Origin of the sequence: Roseateles asaccharophilus (assembly GCF_031458115.1) — a bacterium.
GTDB classification, from domain to species: domain Bacteria; phylum Pseudomonadota; class Gammaproteobacteria; order Burkholderiales; family Burkholderiaceae_C; genus Pelomonas; species Pelomonas asaccharophilus_A.
Map to the genome: position 1 here is coordinate 209,060 of NZ_JAVDXV010000007.1, position 20,557 is coordinate 229,616.

General features: G+C 69.9%; 20 protein-coding genes. 13 read left to right on the forward strand and 7 right to left on the reverse strand.

Annotated features, from left to right (window positions below; genetic code table 11):
* From J2X21_RS18090 to J2X21_RS18110, 5 genes are all read left to right on the forward strand, one after another.
* Positions 1–291: a DUF1330 domain-containing protein gene (locus J2X21_RS18090; protein ID WP_310330929.1), complete on the forward strand. Its 291-nt coding sequence runs from the start codon at positions 1–3 to the stop codon at positions 289–291.
* 83 nt (positions 292–374) lie between these two features.
* Positions 375–1,661, forward strand: coding sequence for a phosphopyruvate hydratase (eno, locus tag J2X21_RS18095; protein ID WP_310330932.1), 1,287 nt, complete (start codon positions 375–377; stop codon positions 1,659–1,661).
* 21 nt (positions 1,662–1,682) lie between these two features.
* Positions 1,683–1,973, forward strand: coding sequence for a septum formation initiator family protein (locus J2X21_RS18100; protein ID WP_310330934.1), 291 nt, complete (start codon positions 1,683–1,685; stop codon positions 1,971–1,973).
* Complete coding sequence (pnuC, locus tag J2X21_RS18105; RefSeq protein ID WP_310330935.1) at positions 1,973–2,590, forward strand: nicotinamide riboside transporter PnuC; 618 nt, start codon at positions 1,973–1,975, stop codon at positions 2,588–2,590. Before J2X21_RS18100 ends, pnuC begins: the two co-directional genes overlap by 1 nt.
* Complete coding sequence (locus J2X21_RS18110; protein ID WP_310330938.1) at positions 2,587–3,108, forward strand: AAA family ATPase; 522 nt, start codon at positions 2,587–2,589, stop codon at positions 3,106–3,108. Before pnuC ends, J2X21_RS18110 begins: the two co-directional genes overlap by 4 nt.
* Here the strand turns inward: J2X21_RS18110 and J2X21_RS18115 are convergent.
* The 3 genes from J2X21_RS18115 to J2X21_RS18125 all read right to left on the reverse strand — a co-directional run bounded on the left by J2X21_RS18115 (position 3,087) and on the right by J2X21_RS18125 (position 8,216).
* A complete protein-coding gene (locus tag J2X21_RS18115) occupies positions 3,087–6,611 on the reverse strand; it encodes a hypothetical protein (protein WP_310330941.1) in 3,525 nt (1,174 codons plus the stop codon). The two genes, J2X21_RS18110 and J2X21_RS18115, sit on opposite strands and share 22 nt — an antisense overlap.
* A gap of 121 nt (positions 6,612–6,732) precedes the next feature.
* A complete protein-coding gene (gene hslO / locus J2X21_RS18120) occupies positions 6,733–7,695 on the reverse strand; it encodes an Hsp33 family molecular chaperone HslO (RefSeq protein WP_310330943.1) in 963 nt (320 codons plus the stop codon).
* Positions 7,692–8,216 (reverse strand): gamma carbonic anhydrase family protein, encoded by a 525-nt coding sequence (locus J2X21_RS18125; RefSeq protein WP_310330944.1) that lies wholly within the window; start codon positions 8,214–8,216, stop codon positions 7,692–7,694. The genes hslO and J2X21_RS18125 overlap by 4 nt, the downstream gene beginning before the upstream one ends.
* Before the next feature lie 553 nt (positions 8,217–8,769).
* Between J2X21_RS18125 and J2X21_RS18130 the strand changes: the two genes are divergently transcribed.
* The 8 genes from J2X21_RS18130 (at position 8,770) to J2X21_RS18165 (ending at position 16,909) form a co-directional block, all read left to right on the forward strand.
* Positions 8,770–9,552 carry a ferritin-like domain-containing protein gene (locus J2X21_RS18130; protein WP_310330946.1) on the forward strand — a complete coding sequence of 261 codons (783 nt, stop codon included), beginning with the start codon at positions 8,770–8,772 and terminating at the stop codon, positions 9,550–9,552.
* Positions 9,552–10,469, forward strand: a complete 918-nt coding sequence (locus J2X21_RS18135) for a DMT family transporter (protein WP_310330949.1) — start codon at positions 9,552–9,554, stop codon at positions 10,467–10,469. Before J2X21_RS18130 ends, J2X21_RS18135 begins: the two co-directional genes overlap by 1 nt.
* A gap of 35 nt (positions 10,470–10,504) precedes the next feature.
* Complete coding sequence (gene aptA, locus J2X21_RS18140; protein ID WP_310330951.1) at positions 10,505–11,821, forward strand: omega-aminotransferase AptA; 1,317 nt, start codon at positions 10,505–10,507, stop codon at positions 11,819–11,821.
* A 257-nt stretch (positions 11,822–12,078) separates the two neighbouring features.
* A complete protein-coding gene (locus J2X21_RS18145) occupies positions 12,079–13,269 on the forward strand; it encodes an esterase-like activity of phytase family protein (RefSeq protein ID WP_310330953.1) in 1,191 nt (396 codons plus the stop codon).
* Positions 13,269–14,156, forward strand: a complete 888-nt coding sequence (locus tag J2X21_RS18150) for a DMT family transporter (RefSeq protein ID WP_310330956.1) — start codon at positions 13,269–13,271, stop codon at positions 14,154–14,156. The genes J2X21_RS18145 and J2X21_RS18150 overlap by 1 nt, the downstream gene beginning before the upstream one ends.
* Before the next feature lie 9 nt (positions 14,157–14,165).
* On the forward strand, positions 14,166–15,017 hold the full coding sequence (locus J2X21_RS18155) for a PIG-L deacetylase family protein (RefSeq protein WP_310330957.1): 852 nt from the start codon (positions 14,166–14,168) through the stop codon (positions 15,015–15,017).
* A 4-nt stretch (positions 15,018–15,021) separates the two neighbouring features.
* Positions 15,022–16,002 (forward strand): succinylglutamate desuccinylase/aspartoacylase family protein, encoded by a 981-nt coding sequence (locus tag J2X21_RS18160; protein ID WP_310330960.1) that lies wholly within the window; start codon positions 15,022–15,024, stop codon positions 16,000–16,002.
* Between the two features lie 4 nt (positions 16,003–16,006).
* A complete protein-coding gene (locus tag J2X21_RS18165) occupies positions 16,007–16,909 on the forward strand; it encodes a substrate-binding periplasmic protein (RefSeq protein WP_310330962.1) in 903 nt (300 codons plus the stop codon).
* Here J2X21_RS18165 and J2X21_RS18170 read toward each other — a convergent pair.
* The 4 genes from J2X21_RS18170 to J2X21_RS18185 form a co-directional block, all read right to left on the reverse strand.
* Positions 16,906–17,535, reverse strand: coding sequence for a glutathione S-transferase family protein (locus J2X21_RS18170; RefSeq protein WP_310330965.1), 630 nt, complete (start codon positions 17,533–17,535; stop codon positions 16,906–16,908). The genes J2X21_RS18165 and J2X21_RS18170 overlap by 4 nt on opposite strands.
* Positions 17,532–18,401: a glutathione-dependent disulfide-bond oxidoreductase gene (yghU, locus tag J2X21_RS18175; protein WP_310330969.1), complete on the reverse strand. Its 870-nt coding sequence runs from the start codon at positions 18,399–18,401 to the stop codon at positions 17,532–17,534. Before yghU ends, J2X21_RS18170 begins: the two co-directional genes overlap by 4 nt.
* A 95-nt stretch (positions 18,402–18,496) precedes the next feature.
* The gene (locus J2X21_RS18180; protein WP_310330971.1) at positions 18,497–20,113 is read right to left on the reverse strand and encodes a diguanylate cyclase domain-containing protein; all 1,617 of its coding nucleotides are present in this window, start codon (positions 20,111–20,113) and stop codon (positions 18,497–18,499) included.
* Positions 20,110–20,556 (reverse strand): hypothetical protein, encoded by a 447-nt coding sequence (locus J2X21_RS18185; protein ID WP_310330973.1) that lies wholly within the window; start codon positions 20,554–20,556, stop codon positions 20,110–20,112. The genes J2X21_RS18180 and J2X21_RS18185 overlap by 4 nt, the downstream gene beginning before the upstream one ends.
* Position 20,557 lies beyond the last annotated feature (1 nt).

Consider the following 20,557-nt stretch of genomic DNA (forward strand, 5'->3'; position numbering starts at 1 on the left):
ATGCCGTCCGCGTACATCCTCGCCAACATCACCGTCACCAACCCAGCCCAGTACGAGGAGTACCGCAAGTTCTCCACGCTGGCCATGCAAGCGCATGGCGCCGAGCCGTGCATCCGCGGCGGCGCGGTGCAGGTGCTGGAAGGCGACTGGACGCCCGAGCGCGTCGTGCTGCTGAAGTTCCCGTCGCGCGAGGCCGCGCAGGCCTTCTACGACTCGCCCGAGTACACCCGTGCAAGACAGGCCCGCGAAGGTGCGGCCGTCATGCGCATGGTTTTGATTGAAGGGGCCTGACGCCCCCGAATGTTGTGACGCGGTAACGCCTGATCGGCACACTTGCGCCGCCCTGTTTTTTTCATTTTCCTGGAGACATCTGAATGAGCGCCATCGTTGACATCGTCGGCCGAGAAATCCTCGACAGCCGCGGCAACCCCACCGTCGAATGCGACGTGCTGCTGGAGTCCGGCGTCATGGGCCGTGCGGCCGTGCCGTCGGGCGCGTCGACCGGCAGCCGCGAAGCCATCGAGCTGCGCGATGGCGACAAGAGCCGCTACCTGGGCAAGGGCGTGCTGAAGGCCGTCGAGCACATCAACACCGAGATCAGCGAAGCCGTGCTGGGCCTGGACGCCTCCGAGCAGGCCTTCCTGGACAAGACGCTGATCGACCTGGACGGCACCGAGAACAAGAGCCGCCTGGGCGCCAACGCGATGCTGGCCGTGTCCATGGCCGTGGCCCGCGCCGCCGCTGAAGAGTCCGGCCTGCCGCTGTACCGCTACTTCGGTGGCATGAACGGCAACCAGCTGCCCGTGCCGATGATGAACGTCATCAACGGCGGCGAACACGCCAACAACAATCTCGACCTGCAAGAGCTGATGATCATCCCCGTGGGCGCGCCGTCGTTCCGCGAAGCGCTGCGCTGGGGTGCCGAAGTCTTCCACGCGCTGAAGAAGATCCTGCACGACAAGCACATCAGCACGGCCGTCGGCGACGAAGGCGGCTTCGCGCCCAGCGTCGAGAACCATGAAGCCGCGATCCAGATGATCCTGGAAGCGATCGACAAGGCCGGCTACACCGCTGGCGAGCAGATCGCCCTCGGCCTGGACTGCGCCGCCAGCGAGTTCTACAAGGACGGCAAGTACGTGCTGGAAGGCGAAGGCGGCATCCAGCTGACCTCGCAGGAGTGGACCGACATGCTGGCCACCTGGGTCGACAAGTACCCCATCATCTCCATCGAAGACGGCATGGCCGAAGGCGACTGGGACGGCTGGAAGATCCTGACGGACCGCCTGGGCAAGAACGTGCAGATCGTCGGCGACGACCTGTTCGTCACCAACACCAAGATCCTGCAGGAAGGCATCGAGAAGGGCATCGCCAACTCCATCCTGATCAAGATCAACCAGATCGGCACGCTGACCGAGACCTTCGCCGCCATCGAGATGGCCAAGCGCGCCGGCTACACGGCCGTCGTGTCGCACCGCTCGGGCGAAACCGAAGACAGCACCATCTCCGACATCGCCGTCGGCCTGAATGCCGGTCAGATCAAGACCGGTTCGCTGTCGCGCTCGGACCGCATGGCCAAGTACAACCAGCTGCTGCGCATCGAGGAAGACCTGGGCGACGTGGCGGTGTACCCCGGCCGTGCCGCGTTCTACAACCTCAAGTAAACGCGCTTGAAGGCGTTGGCCTTGGTCCTGGCGGTCTTCCTGATCGCCATTCAAGCCCAGCTCTGGGTGGGCCGGGGCAGTCTTCCGTACGTGGCCCACCTCCGGGAGGAGGTGGCGGCGGCGCGCGCCGACAACGAGCAGGCGCGCGCGCGCAACGACCAGCTGCAGGCCGAACTGCGCGACCTGCGCGAAGGCCTGGAGATGGTCGAGGAGAAGGCCCGCTTCGAGCTGGGCATGATCAAGGCCGATGAGGTCTTCGTGCCGCTGGCGCCGTCGCGCCCGGCCTCCGCCCCCACCAACGCCACGCGCTGATGCTGGCCACCGCCTGGGCCGCGCTGCTGGCGCCGGCCTTCACCGCCTTCGGCAGCCCCATCTCCTGGCTGGAGCTGGTGGCCTTCGTGCTGGCCGTGTGGATGGTCATCTGCAACATGCGCGTGAAGCTGCTGGCCTGGCCGCTGGCCCTGGTCAGCTCGCTGATGTATTTCGCGCTGTTCTGGGACGGCAAGCTCTATGGCGAGGCCGCGCTGCAACTGCTGTTCGCGTCGCTGGCCATCTGGGGCCTGTGGCAGTGGCGCTTCGGCCGCACCCGCGACGGCCACACGCTGACCGTGCGCCGCCTGGGCCTTCAGGGCCTGCTCAAGCCCGCGCTGCTGACGCTGGCGGCCTGGCCGCTGCTGGGCTGGTTCCTGGACCGCTTCACCGACAGCCCTCTGCCCTACTGGGACGCCTTCCCCACCGTGGCCAGCCTGCTGGGCCAGTGGCTGCTGGCGCGCAAATACGAGGAGAACTGGCCCACGTGGATCGTCGTCAACGCGGTCAGCGTCGTGCTGTTCGGCCTCAAGGGCTACTGGCTGACGGTCATCCTCTACGCCGCCTTCATTCCGATGAGCGTGATGGGCTGGCGCGCGTGGCGGCAGGCCGCCGCGTGAGCGCGAGACGGGTCGCGCTGCTGGGCGCGGAATGCACCGGCAAATCCACGCTGGCGGAGGCGCTGGCGCGCCACTTCAACGCCGGGCTGGTCACCGAGTACCTGCGCGAATGGTGCGACACGCACGGCCGCACGCCGCAGCGGCATGAACAGGCGCACATCGCCGCCGTGCAGGCCGAACGTATCGAGGCCGCCGCCCGCGAGCACACCCTGGTGATCTGCGACACGACGCCGCTGATCACCGCGCTGTGCAGCGAGCACTACTTCGACGATGACTCGCTGACCGCCGAGGCCCTCGCCTTCCAGCGCCGCTGCGACCTCACGCTGCTGTGCGCGCCCGACCTGCCTTGGGCAGCCGACGGCTTCCTGCGCGACGGGCCCGCCGTGCGCGAGCGCTTCGATGGCCGTATCCGCACCGCGCTGACGGCAGGCGGCATCGCCTGGATCGACATCGTCGGCAGCGACGCCGAGCGCAGCGCGGCGGCCATTGCGGCCGTTCAGCGCCCCAACAGCAGGTAGTCGAACAGCTGCGTGCCACCGGCGCCGCCCAGCGGCACCAGCATGGCCTTCAGCAGCGGCTGGTCGAAGTACGGCGCGAACGCGCCGCGCTGGTTGTTCTCCACCTGCGCGATCAGCCGCTTGAACGGCTCCACCAGGTCGGCCAACGGCTTGCCGCTCCCCGCCAGCCAGCGCAGGTCGGCCTGCATGGACTCCAGCGCGCGCTTGCGCGTCGCTTCGGCCGCCTGCTTCAGCAGCACGGTCAGCCCGATCAGCGCGACGACGTAGAAGCTCACGCCGATCGCGATCGCCGGCGTCAACGCCCAGTTGTCGAACAGGCGGCTGCGCGCCACCACCAGCAGCGCCAGCACGACGAAGGGCCCGATGACCAGCCGCGCGACCGGCGCACTGCGCCGCGCCACCACCTGCACGTCGATCCAGTCGTCCAGCAGCGTGTGCATCGTGAAGCCGCCACCGTCCTTGCTGCGCTCCTCGGGCCGCGCACTGAAGCGCTGGGACCACAGCGCCTGGTGCTCCTCGCCCAGCGAGCGGGCGAACACCGCGATGGTCGCGTCCGGGTAGAAGCTGCGGCCCGCGTTCAGGTGGCGCACGAAGCGCAGCAGCAGCACCGTCGCATCCGCCACCGCGACGATGAGCAGCGGCAGCAGCAGCAGGATCACGTAGAGCGTGGCCTTCACGATCTGGCGGTGCTCGTCACCACGCACCGGCACTTCGGGGATCTGGCCCTCGGACAGTCCCAGGAAGATCAGCCCGACCAGTGCGATGGTCAGCACGAACCACACCAGCGTGCGCGCCGCCCGCGGCCGCGCCTCGCCGCGCTCGCCATACTCCTGCCACAGCTGGGCGAAATCGCAGCTGAAGCCCACGCCGGGCCGCCAGAACAGCACGCTGACATGGTCGAACCAGCCGCGCACCAGGCCGCGCAGGTTGGTGCGCACCATCGCCTGCGGCTGCGGCCGTGGCAGGCGCAGCCAGTCGGAGTCCTCGCGCAGCAGCTGCAGCGAACTGGCCCAGGCCCAGTCCAGCGTCCACAGGATGGCGAACAGCGCCAGCAGGTGGATGAGGTGCGACGGCCAGGCGCTGACGCCCTCCAGCCAGGCCACCGGCTCGCAGGTGCCGCAACTGCCGCCGCCGCGCCAGCCGCTGGCGGGCCAGGCCAGCCACAACCACACGCCGGCCACCATGGCCAGCACCACCAGATGCAGCCGGTCCACGCTGGCCGGCTGGTCCGGCGGCGGTGGCTGCTCGCGCCGCGCCGACAGCAGCGCCGGCAGCACGGCCAGCAACGCGCCGAACGCCGCCAGGCTGGCCAGCAGCAGCGCATGGATGAAGTCCAGCCGGCTGGGCAGCACGAACTCGATGAGGCTGGCCAGCACATAGGAGAACAGCCCGGCGTGCAGGGCCACCAGCACGATGGCCGTCATGTCCATCTGCGGCTGGTTGGCCAGCGTGGGCTCGCGCAGGAACACGCGGCGCGCCTGCCGGATGGCCGGCGTGGACGGCCACACCAGCAGCAGCGTGCCCGTCACCGCGATCATCAGCACCGCCACCAGCACGCGGCCCGCACCGCTGGCCGCCGGCCGTGCCTCCAGCGCATAGCCGGCCAGCGGCACGGCGCTGCTGCGGCCCACCTCGTACAGCGACGGGTTGGCCAGCGCCAGATCTAATGCGGCGCGCTCGCGCTGCTTGCAGGCCTCGTCGCGGCAGGCCGCGCGGCGGGCGGCGGCGTAGGTGCTGGTCTGGTAGATGTCGCGCAGCGGCGGTGTTCCGGCCTGCAGGTTGAGCGCCTCGGCGCCACCCTTGGCCGCCGGCGGCGGCGCGTAGAACGCCAGCGGCAGGCTGCTGGCCACGACCAGGTTGCGCGTGAACGCCTGCGTGCGCGGGTGCAGGTAGCGCGCGTCCATGTCGGTCGTGAAGAACATCTTGTCCGGGAAGTCCTCGTGCAGCGCCTGAAGCACCAGCAGCTTGTCGTGCACGTCGGTCGCGAAGATGCCGATGGCGCCGATCTGCGGCCGCCCGACGTCGATCTCGCTGCGTTTGAGATCCGCACCCAGGCGGCGCAGATAGTCCAGTTGGTCCCGGCTTTCGGGCCATTCCAGCGTGGCGGCCTTGGCTGTGGTCGGCGCTGCGCTCTCGCGCGTCGTCACGCCGTCCAGACCGCGGAAGAAGTAGACGACCTCCAGCTGCAACCGGTCTTCGCCGCCCTGCCCCAGCCGGTGTTTCAGTTCGGACACCAGCGACTGCGCATACAGCGAGTCCCGCTCCGCGACGATCACCACGCGGCGCCGGCTGTCCGCCGACAGGCGCAGCCGCAGCTCCGCATCCAGCTTGCGGATCAGCTCGCCGTCGTTGCCCACGGTGCGCTGCAACTGCACGATGCCGCTGTCGCCGGTGATGCGCTTGAACTGCTCGGTGACGAAGGCGTCCAGGTCCTGCTTGTTCAGCTCGGCCAGCATGCGGTTGGGCGCCGTGGAGGCCGAGTTGTAGAACTCGGCGCGCGACAGCAGCCGGTAGCCCTCCAGCACCTCGGGCGCCAGGCCTGTCTGTTCCTGCAGGCCCGGCGCGGCACAGCGCGCGGCCGCGGCCGATGCGGCTGGCGAGGCGCTGCTGCGGTCGGCCGCGCAACGCAGGTCGGCCAGCGCCAGGCGCAAGGCATCAGTGGACGACGGCCCGATGACCGCCAGCCCGGGCTGGCCACCGGGGCCGTACTTGAAGCTGGCGTTGTCCAGCGCCTGCGTGCCCATCAACTGCTGCGTCAGCTGCGCCAGCGCGTCCAGCTTGCGGTGCGGCAGTGCGTTCTCGTCCACCCACAGCACGGCCACCTGCGCGTAGCGGCTGTCTGCGCCGGTGCGGCTGCCCGGCTTGTCGCGGTGCCCGGTGCGCAGCGACAGCAGCTCGTAGGGCACGACAAACGGCGGCCGCAACCGGCCGGGCTGGCTGGCCGCGCTGGCCGGCGCTGTTGCAGCCTGGACGGGCTTGGCGGCCGCGATGGGCTCCAGCAGGTCGAACTCCAGCAAGCTCAGCCGCTCGGCGTTGTCGGGCACGTAGTCCATCGCCTGCAGGCCCGCCAGCGCCGCATAGCGCACGCGCCGGCGCGCCTCCTCGGCGCCGACGAAGTCCGCGCCGGGCAGCAGGCCCAGCACGATGAGGGTGTCGTCCAGGCGCTGGTCGTGGTCGCGGTCCAGCTTGGCCAGCATCTGACGCGGGTCGCGCGCTTCGGCCACGCCGTCGCGGCAGTCACCGCCCTTGGCCGACTGCTTGCGCACCTGGTCGCAGCGCTCACCGCGTTCGGTCTCGTAGCGCCGCAGCGCGGCGAAGGGGTCTTCCCACAACCGCGCGTTGAGCTCCAGCTCCGGGTCCAGCGGCGCCTGCGCGCGCGGCTTCTCGGCGGGCCGCAGTGGCTCGAATGCATGGGGCACCAGCTGTGTGCTGGCGATGAAGGCCACCAGCACCGCCGCGCTTGCCCACGGAAAGCCGCCAAAGCCGCTCTTGGAGTCCGCCATTGCCTACTCCCGGCCCTTGCGAAACCGGGCCAGCCGCCCAAGGTCTCAGCTCAGAGAGGCGGCGTCAATCGCCAGCGGCGTGCACGTCCATAGAACACATGACGCGCCCGTTGCTCTGCAGCTACTGCAGGCTGCCGCCCGCGCTGCCTTCAGGCGGGTTGCCGCCCGGCGTGAACAGCGCGCCCACATCCACCGCATCGAAGCGATAGTGCCGACCGCAGAAGTCGCAGCCGATCTCGACATCGCCGCGCTCGGCCAGCACGCTGTCGATCTCCTCGCGGCCCAGGCCACGCAGCATCTGGCCCACGCGCTCGCGCGAGCAGGTGCAGGCGAAACGAGGCGCCTGGGGTTCGAAGCGAGTCACCGTCTCTTCCCAGAACAGGCGGCGCAGGATGGTGTCGGCGTCCAGCGTCAGCAACTCCTCGGCCGTCAGCGTGCCGGCCAGGATGGCGATGCGGTTGAAGCCTTCCGAAAGACCGATGTCGTCCTCATTGCGCTTGCCTTCCAGGTTGCCCTCGCCCTCCACCGGCAGGCGCTGGATCAGCAGGCCCGCGGCGATGTCGCCGTTGGCGGCCAGCACCAGCCGCGTGTCCAGTTGCTCGGACTGCAGCATGTAGTGCTCCAGCACCTCGCTCATCTTCTGCAGCGGCTCGCGCTGGTCGCCATGCAGCGGCACCACGCCCTGGTAGGGCTGCTGGCCGGGAAACTTGTCCTTCGGGTCCAGCGTGATCGCGCAGCGGCCCTGGCCGCGCACATTGACCATGGCCTCCAGCGTCGCGCCGGGCTCCACCGTGCCCACGCACTTGGCCGTCGCGCGAAAACTCAGGTCGGGCTGTGCCTCGGCCACGGCCAGCTTGACCGGCCCGTCGCCCATGACCTGCAGCACCAGCGCGCCGTTGAACTTGATGTTGGCCTGCATCAGCACGGCCGCGGCGCTCATCTGGCCCAGCATGTCGCGCAGTTCGGGCGGGTATTCCTGGCCGGGCTCGCGGCGGCTCAGCATCTCCTGCCACTCGTCGGTCAGCCTCACCAGCATGCCGCGCACCGGCAGGCCATCGAACAGGAACTTGTGCAATTCACTCATGAGATTCTTTTCAGGCCAGCCGAATAGCGGCGGCCGTTGTTCACGTAATGGGCCGCGCTGACCTTGAGCCCGGCGATCTGCGCCTCGCTCAATTCGCGCACGACCTTGGCCGGCGCGCCCACGATGAGGCTGCCGTCCGGAAATTCCTTGCCCTCGGTGACCAGCGCGCCCGCGCCAACGATGCAGTTGCGGCCGATGCGTGCGCCATTCAAGACCACCGCCCCGATGCCGATCAGGCTTTCGTCGCCCACCGTGCAGCCATGCAGCATGACCTGGTGGCCCACGGTGACGTTCTGGCCCAGCACCAGCGGAAAGCCGTGGTCGGCGTGCAGCACCGAGCCGTCCTGGATGTTGCTGCCCGCGCCAATCGTCAGCGTGTCGCTGTCGCCGCGCAGCACGGCGTTGAACCAGACGCTGACGCCCTCGCCCAGCGTGACGCGGCCGATGACCTCGGCGCTGTCGGCCACCCAGGCGGTGTCGGCGATGTCGGGAATGTGCTCGTCGAGCTGGTAGATCGCCATCGTGCGCCCGTGTTGTTGGCCCAGAGGGCGAAGCGGCGATTTTATGGGGCTGCCCCACTCCCCGCGGGCACCGCGATGGTGCTCGAATGGTCTGCACACCCCGCCCCCCCCACCATGCTCCTGCGCCGTCTGCTCCTTCGCCTGCTGCTCGCTGCCACTCTGTCGGCTCAGCCGCGGCCATGGTGGTCACGCTGCGTCAGCCGGAGAGCGACACCGACACGCGCCAGGCCTATGACGACGCGATCATCCGGCTGGCCCTGGACAAGACCCTGGCCACGCACGGCCCCTACCGCGTAGAGAGCGCGCCGGCCATGAACATCCAGCGCGCGCTGGTCAGCGTCGAACAGCTCCGCTACCCCAACGTCCTGGTCGTGTCCAGCCCCGACCCGGCCCGCGCCGCCGCCGGCCTGGTGCCGGTGCGCTTCCCGCTGCAAATGGGCGCGGTGGGGCATCGCGTCTGCTCCGTGTCGCCGCAGGTCCAGGCCGCCGTCGCCCAGGCGCGCACGCTGGCGGAGCTGCGACGCTTTCGCCGGCTCGCCGACAATCGCGGCCAATGGAAATCCGTTCCCGCGCCCTCGCCGTCCTGCTCATCGCCGACCCCATCGCCAAGGCCGCCGCGGCCCAGGCGCTGGACGCCTCGCTGCCGGTCGACACGCTGGCCCAGATCGCCGAGCCCGCCGGCATTCCCGGCCGGCCCGAGCGGCCGCGCCTCGTCGAGCACATCACGCTGAAGCCGCCGTCCATGCGCACGCCGGCCGGCATCGCGGCGCTGGTGCACGCCATCGCGCACATCGAGTTCAACGCGATCAACCTGGCGCTGGACGCCTGCTGGCGCTTCCCCGGCATGCCGGAGGCCTTCTACCGCGACTGGCTGCGCATCGCCCAGGAGGAAGCCAAGCACTTCACGCTGCTGCGCGACCACCTGCTAGGCCTGGGCTTCGATTACGGCGACTTCGACGCCCACAACGCGCTGTGGGACATGGCCGAGCGCACCCGGCATGACCTGCTGGCCCGCATCGCGCTGGTGCCGCGCACGCTGGAGGCGCGCGGGCTGGATGCGTCGCCGGCCGTCAAGCGCAAGCTGGTCGGCGCCGGCGACCACCGCGCCGGCGAGATCCTCGACGTCATCCTGCACGACGAAGTCGGCCATGTGCTGGCCGGCAACCGCTGGTACCGCTTCCTGTGCGAACAGCGCGGGCTGGAGCCCGTCGCCACCTACGCCGAGTTGGCCGCCCGCTACCAGGCGCCCAAGCTGCGCGCGCCCTTCAACCTCGAGGCCCGCCGCGCGGCCGGCTTCGACGAAGCGGAACTGGCCGCCCTGCAACAAGCTTCCTGATGTCCCGCATCCAAGCCAATCTGCTGCTCACCCTGGTCGCGCTGGTCTGGGGCTCGGCCTTCGTCGCCCAAAGCCAGGGCATGGCCGATGTCGGCCCGCTGCTGTTCACCGGCGTGCGTTTCCTGATCGGCGCGTTCGTCGTGCTGCCGCTGGCGGTGCTGGAGTGGCGCCGGGTGGGCCGCCAGGACCGGCCGCTGCAGCGCCGCGACGGCTGGCAGATCGCCGGCCTGGGCGTGCTGATGACGCTGGGCGCCGCCATGCAGCAGATCGGCATCCAGTACACCAGCGTCACCAACGCCGGCTTCCTGACCGCCGTCTATGTGCCGCTGGTGCCGGTGCTGGCCTGGCTGCTGCTGGGGCAGATCGCGCACTGGTCCGTGTGGCCCGCGGCGGCCGGCTGCCTGGCGGGTGCCTTCCTGCTGTCGGGCGCGCACGAGTTGAACGTCGGTCTGGGCGACCTGTGGGTGGCCGGCTCGGCCATCCCCTGGGCCGTGCACGTGCTGATGGTGGGCCGCTGGGCCGACCGCATGGGCGCGCCCTTCCTGGTTGCCTGCGGCCAGTTCGCCGTCTGCGGCGTGCTGTCGCTGGCCGCGGCGTTCGTCATGGAGCCGGTGCGCTGGGCCGGCCTGCAGGCCGCCGCCTGGCCCATTGCCTACACCGGTGTGCTGTCGGTGGGCATTGCGTTCACCGCCCAGGTCGTCGCGCAGCGCTACGCGCATGCGGCGGACGCGGCCATCATCCTGTCCGCCGAGACGCTGTTCGCCGCCGCTTTCGGCTACGCGCTGATGGGGGAGCGCCTCAGCACCACCGGCCTCGTCGGCTGCGGCCTGATGCTGGCCTGCGTGCTGCTCGTGCAACTTGTGCCTTTGGTGGGAACCCTGAGGCGACGCCAAATTCTGACAACCCAGTCAAATTAACTTCTAGACTTTGGGCTTCCCCTGAGGAGCCCTGCATGAGCGCTGACGTTTCCAAGCTGGATGCCTACTGGATGCCCTTCACTGCCAACCGGCAATTCAAGCAGGCGCCGCGCCTGCTGACGCAGGCCGACGGCATGTTCTTCCGCGACGACAAGGGCCGCGAGGTGCTGGACGGCATCGCCGGCCTGTGGTGCGTGAATGCGGGCCACAACCGCCCGAAGATCGTCAAGGCCATCCAGGAGCAGGCCGCCGAACTGGATTTCGCGCCGCCGTTCCAGATGGGCCACCCCAAGGCCTTCGAGCTGGCCGAGCGGCTGGCAGCCATCGCGCCCGCGGGAATGAACCGCGTGTTCTTCACGAACTCGGGTTCCGAGTCGGTGGACACCGCGCTGAAGATGGCCATCGCCTACCACCGCGTGCGCGGCGAAGGCGCCCGCACCCGCCTCATCGGCCGCGAGCGCGGCTACCACGGCGTCAACTTCGGCGGCATCTCGGTAGGCGGCATGGTGGCCAACCGCAAGATGTTCGGCAGCCTGCTGGCGGGCGTGGACCACATCCGCCATACGCACGACCCGGCGCGCAATGCCTTCTCGGTCGGCATTCCGCAACATGGCGCCGAGTTCGCCGACGACCTGGAGCGCCTGGTGGCGCTGCATGACGCAAGCACAATAGCCGCCGTCATCGTCGAACCCGTCGCCGGCTCCACCGGCGTGCTGATCCCGCCGGCCGGCTACCTGCAGCGACTACGCGACATCTGCGACAAGCACGGCATCCTGCTGATCTTCGACGAGGTCATCACCGGCTTCGGCCGCACCGGCAACCCGTTCGGCGCGCAGACCTTCGGCGTGACGCCCGACCTGATGACGGTGGCCAAGGGCATCACCAACGGCTGCGTGCCCATGGGCGCGGTCTTCGCGCAGCAGAAGATCCACGATGCCTTCATGACCGGGCCCGAGCACCTGATCGAGTTCTTCCACGGCTACACCTACTCGGCCCACCCGCTGGCCTGCGCGGCCGGCATTGCCACGCTGGACACCTATGCGGACGACGACCTGCTGACTCGCGCCGCGCGCATGCAGGGCGAGTTCGCCGAGGCGCTGCACTCGCTGCGCGACGAGCCCAACGTCATCGACGTGCGCAACATCGGCCTGGTGGGCGGCATCGAGCTCAAAGCCCTGGACGGCCAGCCCGCCAAGCGCGCCTTCAACGTGTTCCTGGACTGCTGGGACAAGGGCCTGCTGATCCGCACGACCGGCGACACCGTCGCGCTGTCGCCGCCGCTCATCATCGAAAGCAGCCACATCGAACGCATCATCGACACGCTGCGCGGCGCGCTGCGCCGGGCGGCCTGAGGTGAAGTTGAAGCCCCTCGCCCAGTCCCGCGTCGCTGAACGCGCGCGTGCCCCGGTCGGTCCCCCGGGGGGACGGCGATGCTTGCGGCATCGAGCCGCAAGCACATCGCCCAACGCGGGCCGGCTTGGGGCGGCCCGGCGCTCGGCCCGCAAGCTTCCGCGACGCGGGTCACTCCCTGCGCAACGGAGCCCCTGACATCAAGCCCGGCTAGACTGCGCGCCCGCCGGCGGCCACGAGCCGCTGCTCAAGGATTCCGATGAAGTTGTTCGCCCCTTTCGCACGGCTGGCTCTCGCCGCCTCCCTGGCGCTGACCGCCCTGCCCACCCTCGCCCAGACGCTGACCTACCTGGGCCAGCAGATCGTGCCCACCGGCGCGAGCTTTCGCGGCCTGCCGCTGGGCGGCCTGTCCAGCATCGATTACGTGCCCGCCACCGGCCGATACCTGGCCATCTGCGACGACCGGAGCGACCGCGGCCCCGCGCGCTTCTACGAGTTCACGCTGGACCTGTCCAAGTTCCGCCGCAGCGCCACGCCGGGCGACGCCGGGGTCGGCTGGGTCAACATGACCACGATGCAGGACCTGGACGGCCAGCCCTTCGGCCGCAACCAGGTCGACCCCGAAAGCCTGCGTCTGGACACGCGGCGCAACCTGATCTACTGGGCCAACGAGGGGCAACGCATGTCCAACGGCCTGCAGAACCCCACGCTGCGCCGCATGCACCCCGATGGCCGGCCAGCCGGTGAGTTCGCCGTGCCAAGCTATTTCAACCCCGGCGGCAGCGCGGGCGGACTGGCCGCGGGCGACACAGGTGCGTACAACAACCTCGCCTTCGAGAGCGTCGCCATCACGCCGGACGGCAAGACACTGTGGAGCATGTCCGAGAACGGCTTGGCCCAGGACAGCCCGCCCACGGCCGTGAACCGCGGCAGCCGCGCGCGCATGCTGTCCTTCGACCTGGAGACCGGCAAGCCGGGCGCCGAGTACATCTACGACGTGGGCCCGGTGCCGTTCGCGCCGGCCCGCGTAGGCGACTTCTCGACCAACGGCGTGCCCGACATGCTGGCGATCTCCAGCACCGAGTTCCTCGTCATCGAGCGCGCCTTCGCCGTCGGTGCGCAGACGCCCGGCGTCGCCGCGCACACCAAGCTGCCCACCAGCAACACGATCAAGATCTTCCGCATCGACACACGCGGTGCCACCGACGTGTCCGGCTGGCCCACCATCAAGGGCCGCGAGGTGGTGCCCGTCAAGCGCACCATGCTGCTGGACCTGTCTTCGCTGACCAACGACGACGGCAGCGTGCTGGCGCTGGACAACATCGAGGGCATCACCTTCGGCCCCGTCGTCGACGGCAAGCGCACATTGATCCTGCTATCGGACAACAACTTCAACCCGGCCCAGTTCACGCAAGTCATTGCCCTGACCATCGACGGGCCGCTGCCCTGATGCATCCGGTCCCCTGGCGCGCCTACGCGCTGCTGGCGGCCAGCACCAGCCTGGTCGGCAGCTATGTGGGCCTGTCCAAGCTGCTGGTCGCCGCCTTCCCGATCTTTCTGCTGGCCGGCCTGCGCTTCGGCTTCGCGGCCGTGCTGATGCTGCCCTGGCTGAAGAAGCCCGCCGACGAAGCGCCGCTGGACGCGCGTTCGCGCTGGCTGCTGTTCCTGGAATCCTTCCTCGGCAACTTCCTGTTTTCCATCTGCATGCTGTTTGGCCTGCGGCAGAGCTCGGCCGTCGTGGCCGGCGTCATCATGGCCGGCATCCCGGCGGCCGTGGCGCTGCTGAGCTGGGTCGTGCTGCGCGAGCAGTTGAGCCGGCGCGTGCTGGCCGGCATCGCCTGCGCCGTGGGCGGCATCGCGCTGGTGGCCTTCGGCAGACAGGGCGGCGCCGAGACCACGCCGCTGGGCGCGCTGCTGCTGCTGGCAGCCGTGTTCTGCGAGGCCTGCTACGTGGTCATCGGCAAGAAGCTGACGGCCGGCCTGACGCCCAAGCGCATCAGCGCGCTGATCAACCTGTGGGGCCTGGTGCTGGTCGCGCCGCTGGCGATCTGGCAGGGCCTGAGCTTCGATTTCTCCGCGCCACGCGCCGTCGACTGGCTGCTGCTGGCCTATTACGCGGCCACGGCCAGCGTCATCACCGTGTGGCTGTGGATGGCCGGCCTGCAAGGCTTGCCGGCGGCGAAGGCGGGCGTGTTCATGGTGTTTTTGCCCATCAGCACCGCGCTGATCGGGCTGGCATTGGGCGAGTCCATGTCGACGGCCCAGGCGCTGGCCTATGGCCTGGCCTTATCGGGGGTGCTGCTGGCCACATGGCCGCGCCGGGCCGGGCCTCGGTAGGATGACGGCATGTCCCTGGATGCCGATCTCGCGCGCTGGCGCGAGCACCTGACCCGTTTTTCCGCCCTGCTGGGCAGCCCGCCCGACCGGCGCACGCCGCCCCGGCCTGAAGCGGCGCCCGGCCACTGCCTCATCTTTGCGCCGCACCCGGACGATGAATGCATCGTCGGCGCGCTGCCGCTGCGGCTGCAGCAGGAGGCCGGCTGGCGCGTCAGCAACGTGGCCGTCACGCTGGGCAGCGACGTCGACCGCCGCGCCGCCCGCTGGGCCGAATTGCAGGACGCCTGCGCCGTGCTGGGCTTCGACTGCATCGCCGTCGGCGCCAATGGCCTCAGCGACGTGCGCGCCGACACCGCCGAGCGCGAGCCCGCGCTGTGGGCCTCGCATGTGGACGCCATCGCCACGCTGCTGGCCCGCCATCGCCCCGCGCTGCTGCTGCTGCCGCACGAGCTGGACGACAACCCCAGCCACCGCGGCGTGTACCGACTGGTTGTCGAGGCCGTCGCGCAGGCGCGGCTGGATACCGTGCTCGCCCACACCGAGTTCTGGTCCACGATGGCCGCGCCCAACGCGTTGGTGCAGACCAACATCGCCGACACGGCCCGCCTCATCACCGCGCTGGAACGCCACACCGGCGAGATCGCACGCAACCCCTACCACCTGCGCCTCCCGGCCTTCCTGGCCGACGCCGTGCGCCGCGGCGGCGAGCTGGTGCTGGGCGCCGGCGAGGCGCCGCCCGACTTCGCCTTCGCCACGCTGTACCGCCTGGTGCCCTATCGCGCGGGCCAGCCCGTGGCCGACCTGCCGCGCAGCGTCTGGCCGGCCGACCGCGCCCTGTCTTCCGTCCTGCTCATGCCCTGACCCCATGTCCAGCCAGCCGACCCATATCCGCATCCACCAGTACGCCGGCCTGCTGCCGGGGCCCCGCTTCCTCGTCACCGGCGCCGTGCACGGCAACGAGATCCACGGCACCCAGGCCATGGCCGAGATCATGCGGCAGCTGGACGCTGGCGAGCTGGTGCTGCAGCGCGGCACGCTGACCTTCGTCCCCATCGTCAACCCGCTGGCCCACCAGCTGAACCGCCGCGAGGGCGACCGCAACCTGAACCGCAACCTCCGCCCGCCCGTCATCGCGCAGGACTTCGAGGACCGCATCGCGCGCGTGCTGTGCCCGCTGATCGCGCAGCACGACGGCATCCTGGACCTGCACAGCTTCCAGGGCAACGGCCCGGCGTTCGCGATGATCGGCCCGCGCAACAACAGCGGCGAGCTGGAGCCGTTCACGCAGGAGTCCACCGAGTCCCAGCTGGCCGCCGCTCTGGGCGTGGGCCGCATCGTTGAGGGCTGGCTGTCCACCTACGCCTTGGGCCTGCAGCGCCGCCAGCAGCGCACGCACGATGGCTCGCGCCGCGCGTCGCTCATCAGTGACCCGCACTACGGCGTCGGCACCACCGAATACATGCGCTCCACCGGCGGCTGGGCCATCACGCTGGAATGCGGCCAGCACCTGGACCCCAAGGGCCCCGAGGTCGCGCGGCTGGCCATCCTGCGCTCGCTGGTGTTCCTGGGCATGCTCCCTGAATCAGCCGTCGAGCCGCACCGCCCCTCGCAGCCGCCGGAGCTGCTGCAGCTGTACGACGTCATCGACCGCGAGGACATGGGCGACGGCTTCGAGCGCGAGTGGGCCAGCTTCGACGCCATAGAGAAGGGCCAGCGCATCGGCACCCGCGCCAGCGGCGAAGCCGTGCTGGCGCCCAGCGAGGGCCGCATCGTGTTCCCGAATGTGAAGTCCCAGCCCGGCACCGAGTGGTTCTACCTGGCACGACCCAGCGACCGCAAGCTCTGACCCCATGAAGTTCCTGGCGGCCCTGCTGCTGGCCGTGTTCGGCGTGCTGCCGGGCATGGCCGCACCAGCGCAGCCGCCCGCACAGGTCGTGACCATTCCCTACATGGAGAGGGAGGCGCCGCACCGTGTCTATGCCGACCGGCTGCTGGCGTTGGCACTGGCCTTGTCACGCGACCGCTACGGCCCCTACCGCATCGAGCAGCAGCGGCAGGAAAGCGTCATCCGCCGCCAGTTGCTGGAACTGGAACCCGGCGGCAGCCTCAACGTGGCGGTGGCCATCCCATCACCGGAGTGGCTGGAGCGCGCCACGCCGGTGCGGGTGCCGCTGATGAAGGGCCTGTCCAGCTTCCGCTTCTTCCTCGGCAGCCAGGCCAACCAGGCGCTGTACGACGGGGTCAAGGATGTCGAGGACCTGAAGCGCCTGACCATCGGCCAGGGCCCCGGCTGGTCCACCGTCAAGCCGCTGGAGGACAACGGCTTTCGCATCGCATTCGGCGGCGCCCATGCGACGCTGATCCCGATGCTGCACTCGGGCCGCTTCCAGCTGCTGATGCGCAGCGTGTTCGAGGTGCAGCCGGAGCTGCAGGCGCATCGCGCGGAGCACCCCGACCTCATGATCGTGGACCGCTTTGCCGTCTTCACCTACATGCCCATGTACTTCTTCGTCGCACGCGACCAGCCCCGGCTGGCCGAGCGCCTGGAGTACGGGCTCAAGCGGGCCCATGCCAACGGCCAGCTGGACCGGCTGTTCAACCAGTACTTCGGCGCCAGCCTGCAGTTGCTGAAGAACCGCCAGCTGAAGGTCTTCCACTTGCCCAACACCAACATCGACCCGGGCTTCTTCGAACGCGACCGGCCCTATCTGCTGGACAGCGTGGTGACGCACGAGCGTGCGGCGAGGCGCTAGCCCATCGTTCCCCGCGCCTGCATCGCCTCGCGCCAGCGGCGCAGTTCGCCGTGCTCCTCGGTCGGCTTGAGGCGGACTGCCCGCGCGAAGTCCACGACGACGACGGCCGTGATATCGGCCAGGCTGAAGCGGTCCGTCGCGATGAACTCCCGCCCCTTGAGGTGCGCATCCAGCGCCGCGAGGAAATGCCGTGCCCGTGCGACGCCACGCTCGGCCAGCGCCGGGATCTGCGCGTGGTCGTGTGGCCCTGTCAGCGCACGGTTGGCCATGGCCGGGCTGCCATTGCGAAAGCCCTCGGCGATGGCCAGCAGGCCCTCCAGCTCGATGCGCGCCTGCCAGCCAGCAATCTCCGCCTTCTCCAAGGGCGTGAGGCCCAGCAGTGGTGGCTCGGGAAAGCGGGCCTCCAGGTAGGCCGCGATGGCGGCGTTGTCGGTCAGCACCGGGCCTTCCTCCGTCACCAGTGCCGGCACGGTGCATTGCGGGTTGATGCGCCGGTAGGCCTCGCCCAGTTGCTCGCCGCCGCGCAGGTCCACCTGCACGGTCTCGTACGGCACGCGCTTCTCGGCCAGCAGGATGCGTGCACGGCGCGGGCTGGGCGCGGTGGCGCAGTCGTAGAGCGTGATCATGGCGAAGGTGTCAGCTTGTCTTGCGTCTTCAGCTCGAAGTCGCTGGCGTCATGGCGCTCGTGCAATTGGCTGCCCGGCTCGCCCCAGGTGCGGTTGACCTTGCGGCCGCGCTTCACGGCCGGCCGCTGGGCGATCTCATCGGCCCAGCGGATGACGTGACCGTACTCGTGCACGGACAGGAACTCGCCCGCGCCATAGAGCTGCCCCTTCGCCAGTGCGCCGTACCAGGGCCAGGTCGCCATGTCGGCGATGCTGTACTGCTCGCCGGCCAGGTAGCGGCGCTCGGCCAGCAGGCGGTTCAGCACGTCCAGCTGGCGCTTGACCTCCATGGCGTAGCGGTCGATGGGGTACTCCTGCTTGGTCGGCGCATAGGCATAGAAGTGGCCGAAGCCGCCGCCCAGGAAGGGCGCGCTGCCCATCTGCCAGAACAGCCAGCTCAGCGCCTCGGCGCGCTCTGCGCCGCCCGCGGGCAGGAAGGCACCGCCGAACTTCTCCGACAGATACATCAGGATAGCCGCCGACTCGAACACGCGCACCGGCGCCGGCCCGCTGCGGTCCACCAGTGCCGGAATCTTGGAGTTGGGGTTGGCCGCGACGAAGCCGCTGCCGAACTGCTCGCCCTCGTTGATGCGGATGAGCCAGGCGTCGTACTCGGCGCCGGCATGGCCCAGTGCCAGCAGCTCCTCCAGCATGACCGTCACCTTCACGCCGTTGGGCGTGCCCAGCGAGTACAGCTGCAGCGGGTGGCGGCCGACGGGCAGTTCCTTGTCGTGCGTGGGGCCGGCGACGGGCCGGTTGATGCTGGCGAACTGGCCGCCGCTGGGCTTGTTCCAGGTCCAGACCTGGGGCGGGATGTAGTCAGGCATGACGGGTTTCTAAGCTTGTTCGCACCGCCGCGTGAGAACAGGGACATTCGGGGCCGAGCGCCGGGCCGCGTCCAGCGCGGCCCGGCGAGAGGCACTCAGCCCGCCAATGCCAATACGAAGGCCAACTTCCCGTTGCGCTTCACGTGATACAGCGCCTCGTCGGCCGCACGCACCAACCGCGGCGACTCGGCCGCATGCAGCGGCAGGCAGGCCACGCCCACGCTGACGCCCACGCGCACCGTGTCGCCGGTGGACAGGCTGATGGGCCTGGACAGGCTCTCCACGAGGTCGTGCATGACCTGGCTCAACACCGCGTCGCCCGGGCCCACGTCGCGCAGCGCGATCAAGAACTCGTCGCCGCCGAGGCGCGCCACCAGGTCGGACGAGCGCCGCACCGCCGCCCGCATGCGCTCGGCGCAGGCGATCAGCACCTCGTCGCCGCTGTGGTGGCCGTGCCGGTCGTTGATGAGCTTGAAGCCGTCCAGGTCCACACAGGCCACGCTCAGCGTGCCGCCGCGCGCCAGCGCGTCCGCCACGAAGCGGTCCAGCGTCGCCAACCCTTCCGCTCGGTTCTTCAGCTGCGTCAGCGCGTCGTGCTCGGCGCGGTGGCGCACCGCCTTCTCCTCGCTCTTGCGCTCGGTGATGTCGTAGATGACGCCCTCCACCGTGGGCGCCTCGGTCGCCTCCTGCACGGAGATCAGGCAATGCACCCAGCGCCGGTGCTCGCCCTGCTGCACCAGCTCCAGGTCGGCCGAGACGGTCTCGCCGTGCCGGGTGGCCTCCTCGATCATCTGCCGCACCTGCTCGGGACGGTGGAACACACGGGCTATGAAGTCTTCCTCGCTGAGCGTGCGCAGCTGGTCCATCGACAGGCCCACCACGCGCGACACCGTCGGGTTGCCGTTGATGAGCCGCCCGCCCTCGTTCAGCACGAAGATGCCGGCGCTGCTGGAGTCGAAGATCTGGCGGTACTGGGCCTCCATCGCCTCGACCTCGGCGCGCAGGCGGCGCTCGGTCTGCAGCTGTCGCTCGTTGGCCTCCAGCAGCGAGTTCGCGCCGGCGATGAGCACACCGATCTCGTCACCGGCGTGGCTGGCCGGCGTTTGCAACCGTTCGCTGCTGCCCGGCGTCATGCGCCGCAGCGCGCTGGCCAGCCGCACGATGGGACGCGAGACCATGCGCGCGGCCAGCAGGTACAGGATCAGCGCCAGCAGCGCCGCCTGCGCGGCCATCGCGCCGGCCAGCGTGTAGGCCTCGCGGTCGGCGTCGGCCTGCACCTTGGCGTCATTCAGGCGGATGCGCAGCTGGCCCAGCTGTTCCTTGGCGTCGAAGGGCGACATCAGCGGCCGCGTCAGCAGCGTCGCGCCCATGCGGTCGACCGCACCGGGGCGCAGTGCCTTGGCCAGCGCGCTGCCGTCGGCGGCCACCACCTCCACGACATCCACCAGCTCGTTGCGCGCCAGGCCGCCCGCGACCTCCTGCAGCAGCACGGCGTCCTTCGCGAACGCGCCGATGGCGACGGTCTTCTCGACCGCCGTCGCCAGCGCTTCCACGCTGTTGCGGCTGGCCGTCAGCGCACGCTCCTGGCCCACCTGGTAGGCGACGGTGGAGGCCACGAGGGCCAGCAAGGCGGCGCTGATGAACACCAGCAGCATGAAGCGCAGCTGCAGGCTGTTCGCGCCGCGCACGCGAGGTGCGCCCGGGGTCGTCATTTGGCGGGCGTTTCCTTGATGACCAGCACCGTGCGCAGGCCGGCGTCGGTGGGCTCCTTGCTGAGCCAGCCCAGGGCGCTGGGGTTGCGGCGCAGGATGCCCGCCATGGCGGTCTCATCGGGCAACGCCTGGGGCGGCGCGCTCTGGCCGGAGAACATCAGCCGCGACCAGTAGCTGTTGACCTGGGCCACGCTCATGCCGGTCAGCGATTGGTAGAACGCCGCGCGGCGCGGGTGGTCGCGCGGCAGGTCGAAGATCAGCGCGAAGTCGCCGTTGGCGAACGCGCGGCTGCGGCCCATGAAGAGGTCCACGGCCTCCTTCTGCGTCAGCGCGCGCTGCGGGTTGCTGGCGTGCACGACGATGTAGAAATCGGCGCGTGCCGGCAGCGACAGCGCAAGACAGGCGGCCAGGCCGGCGAGGGAGAGCAGTCGGCGCAGGGTCATG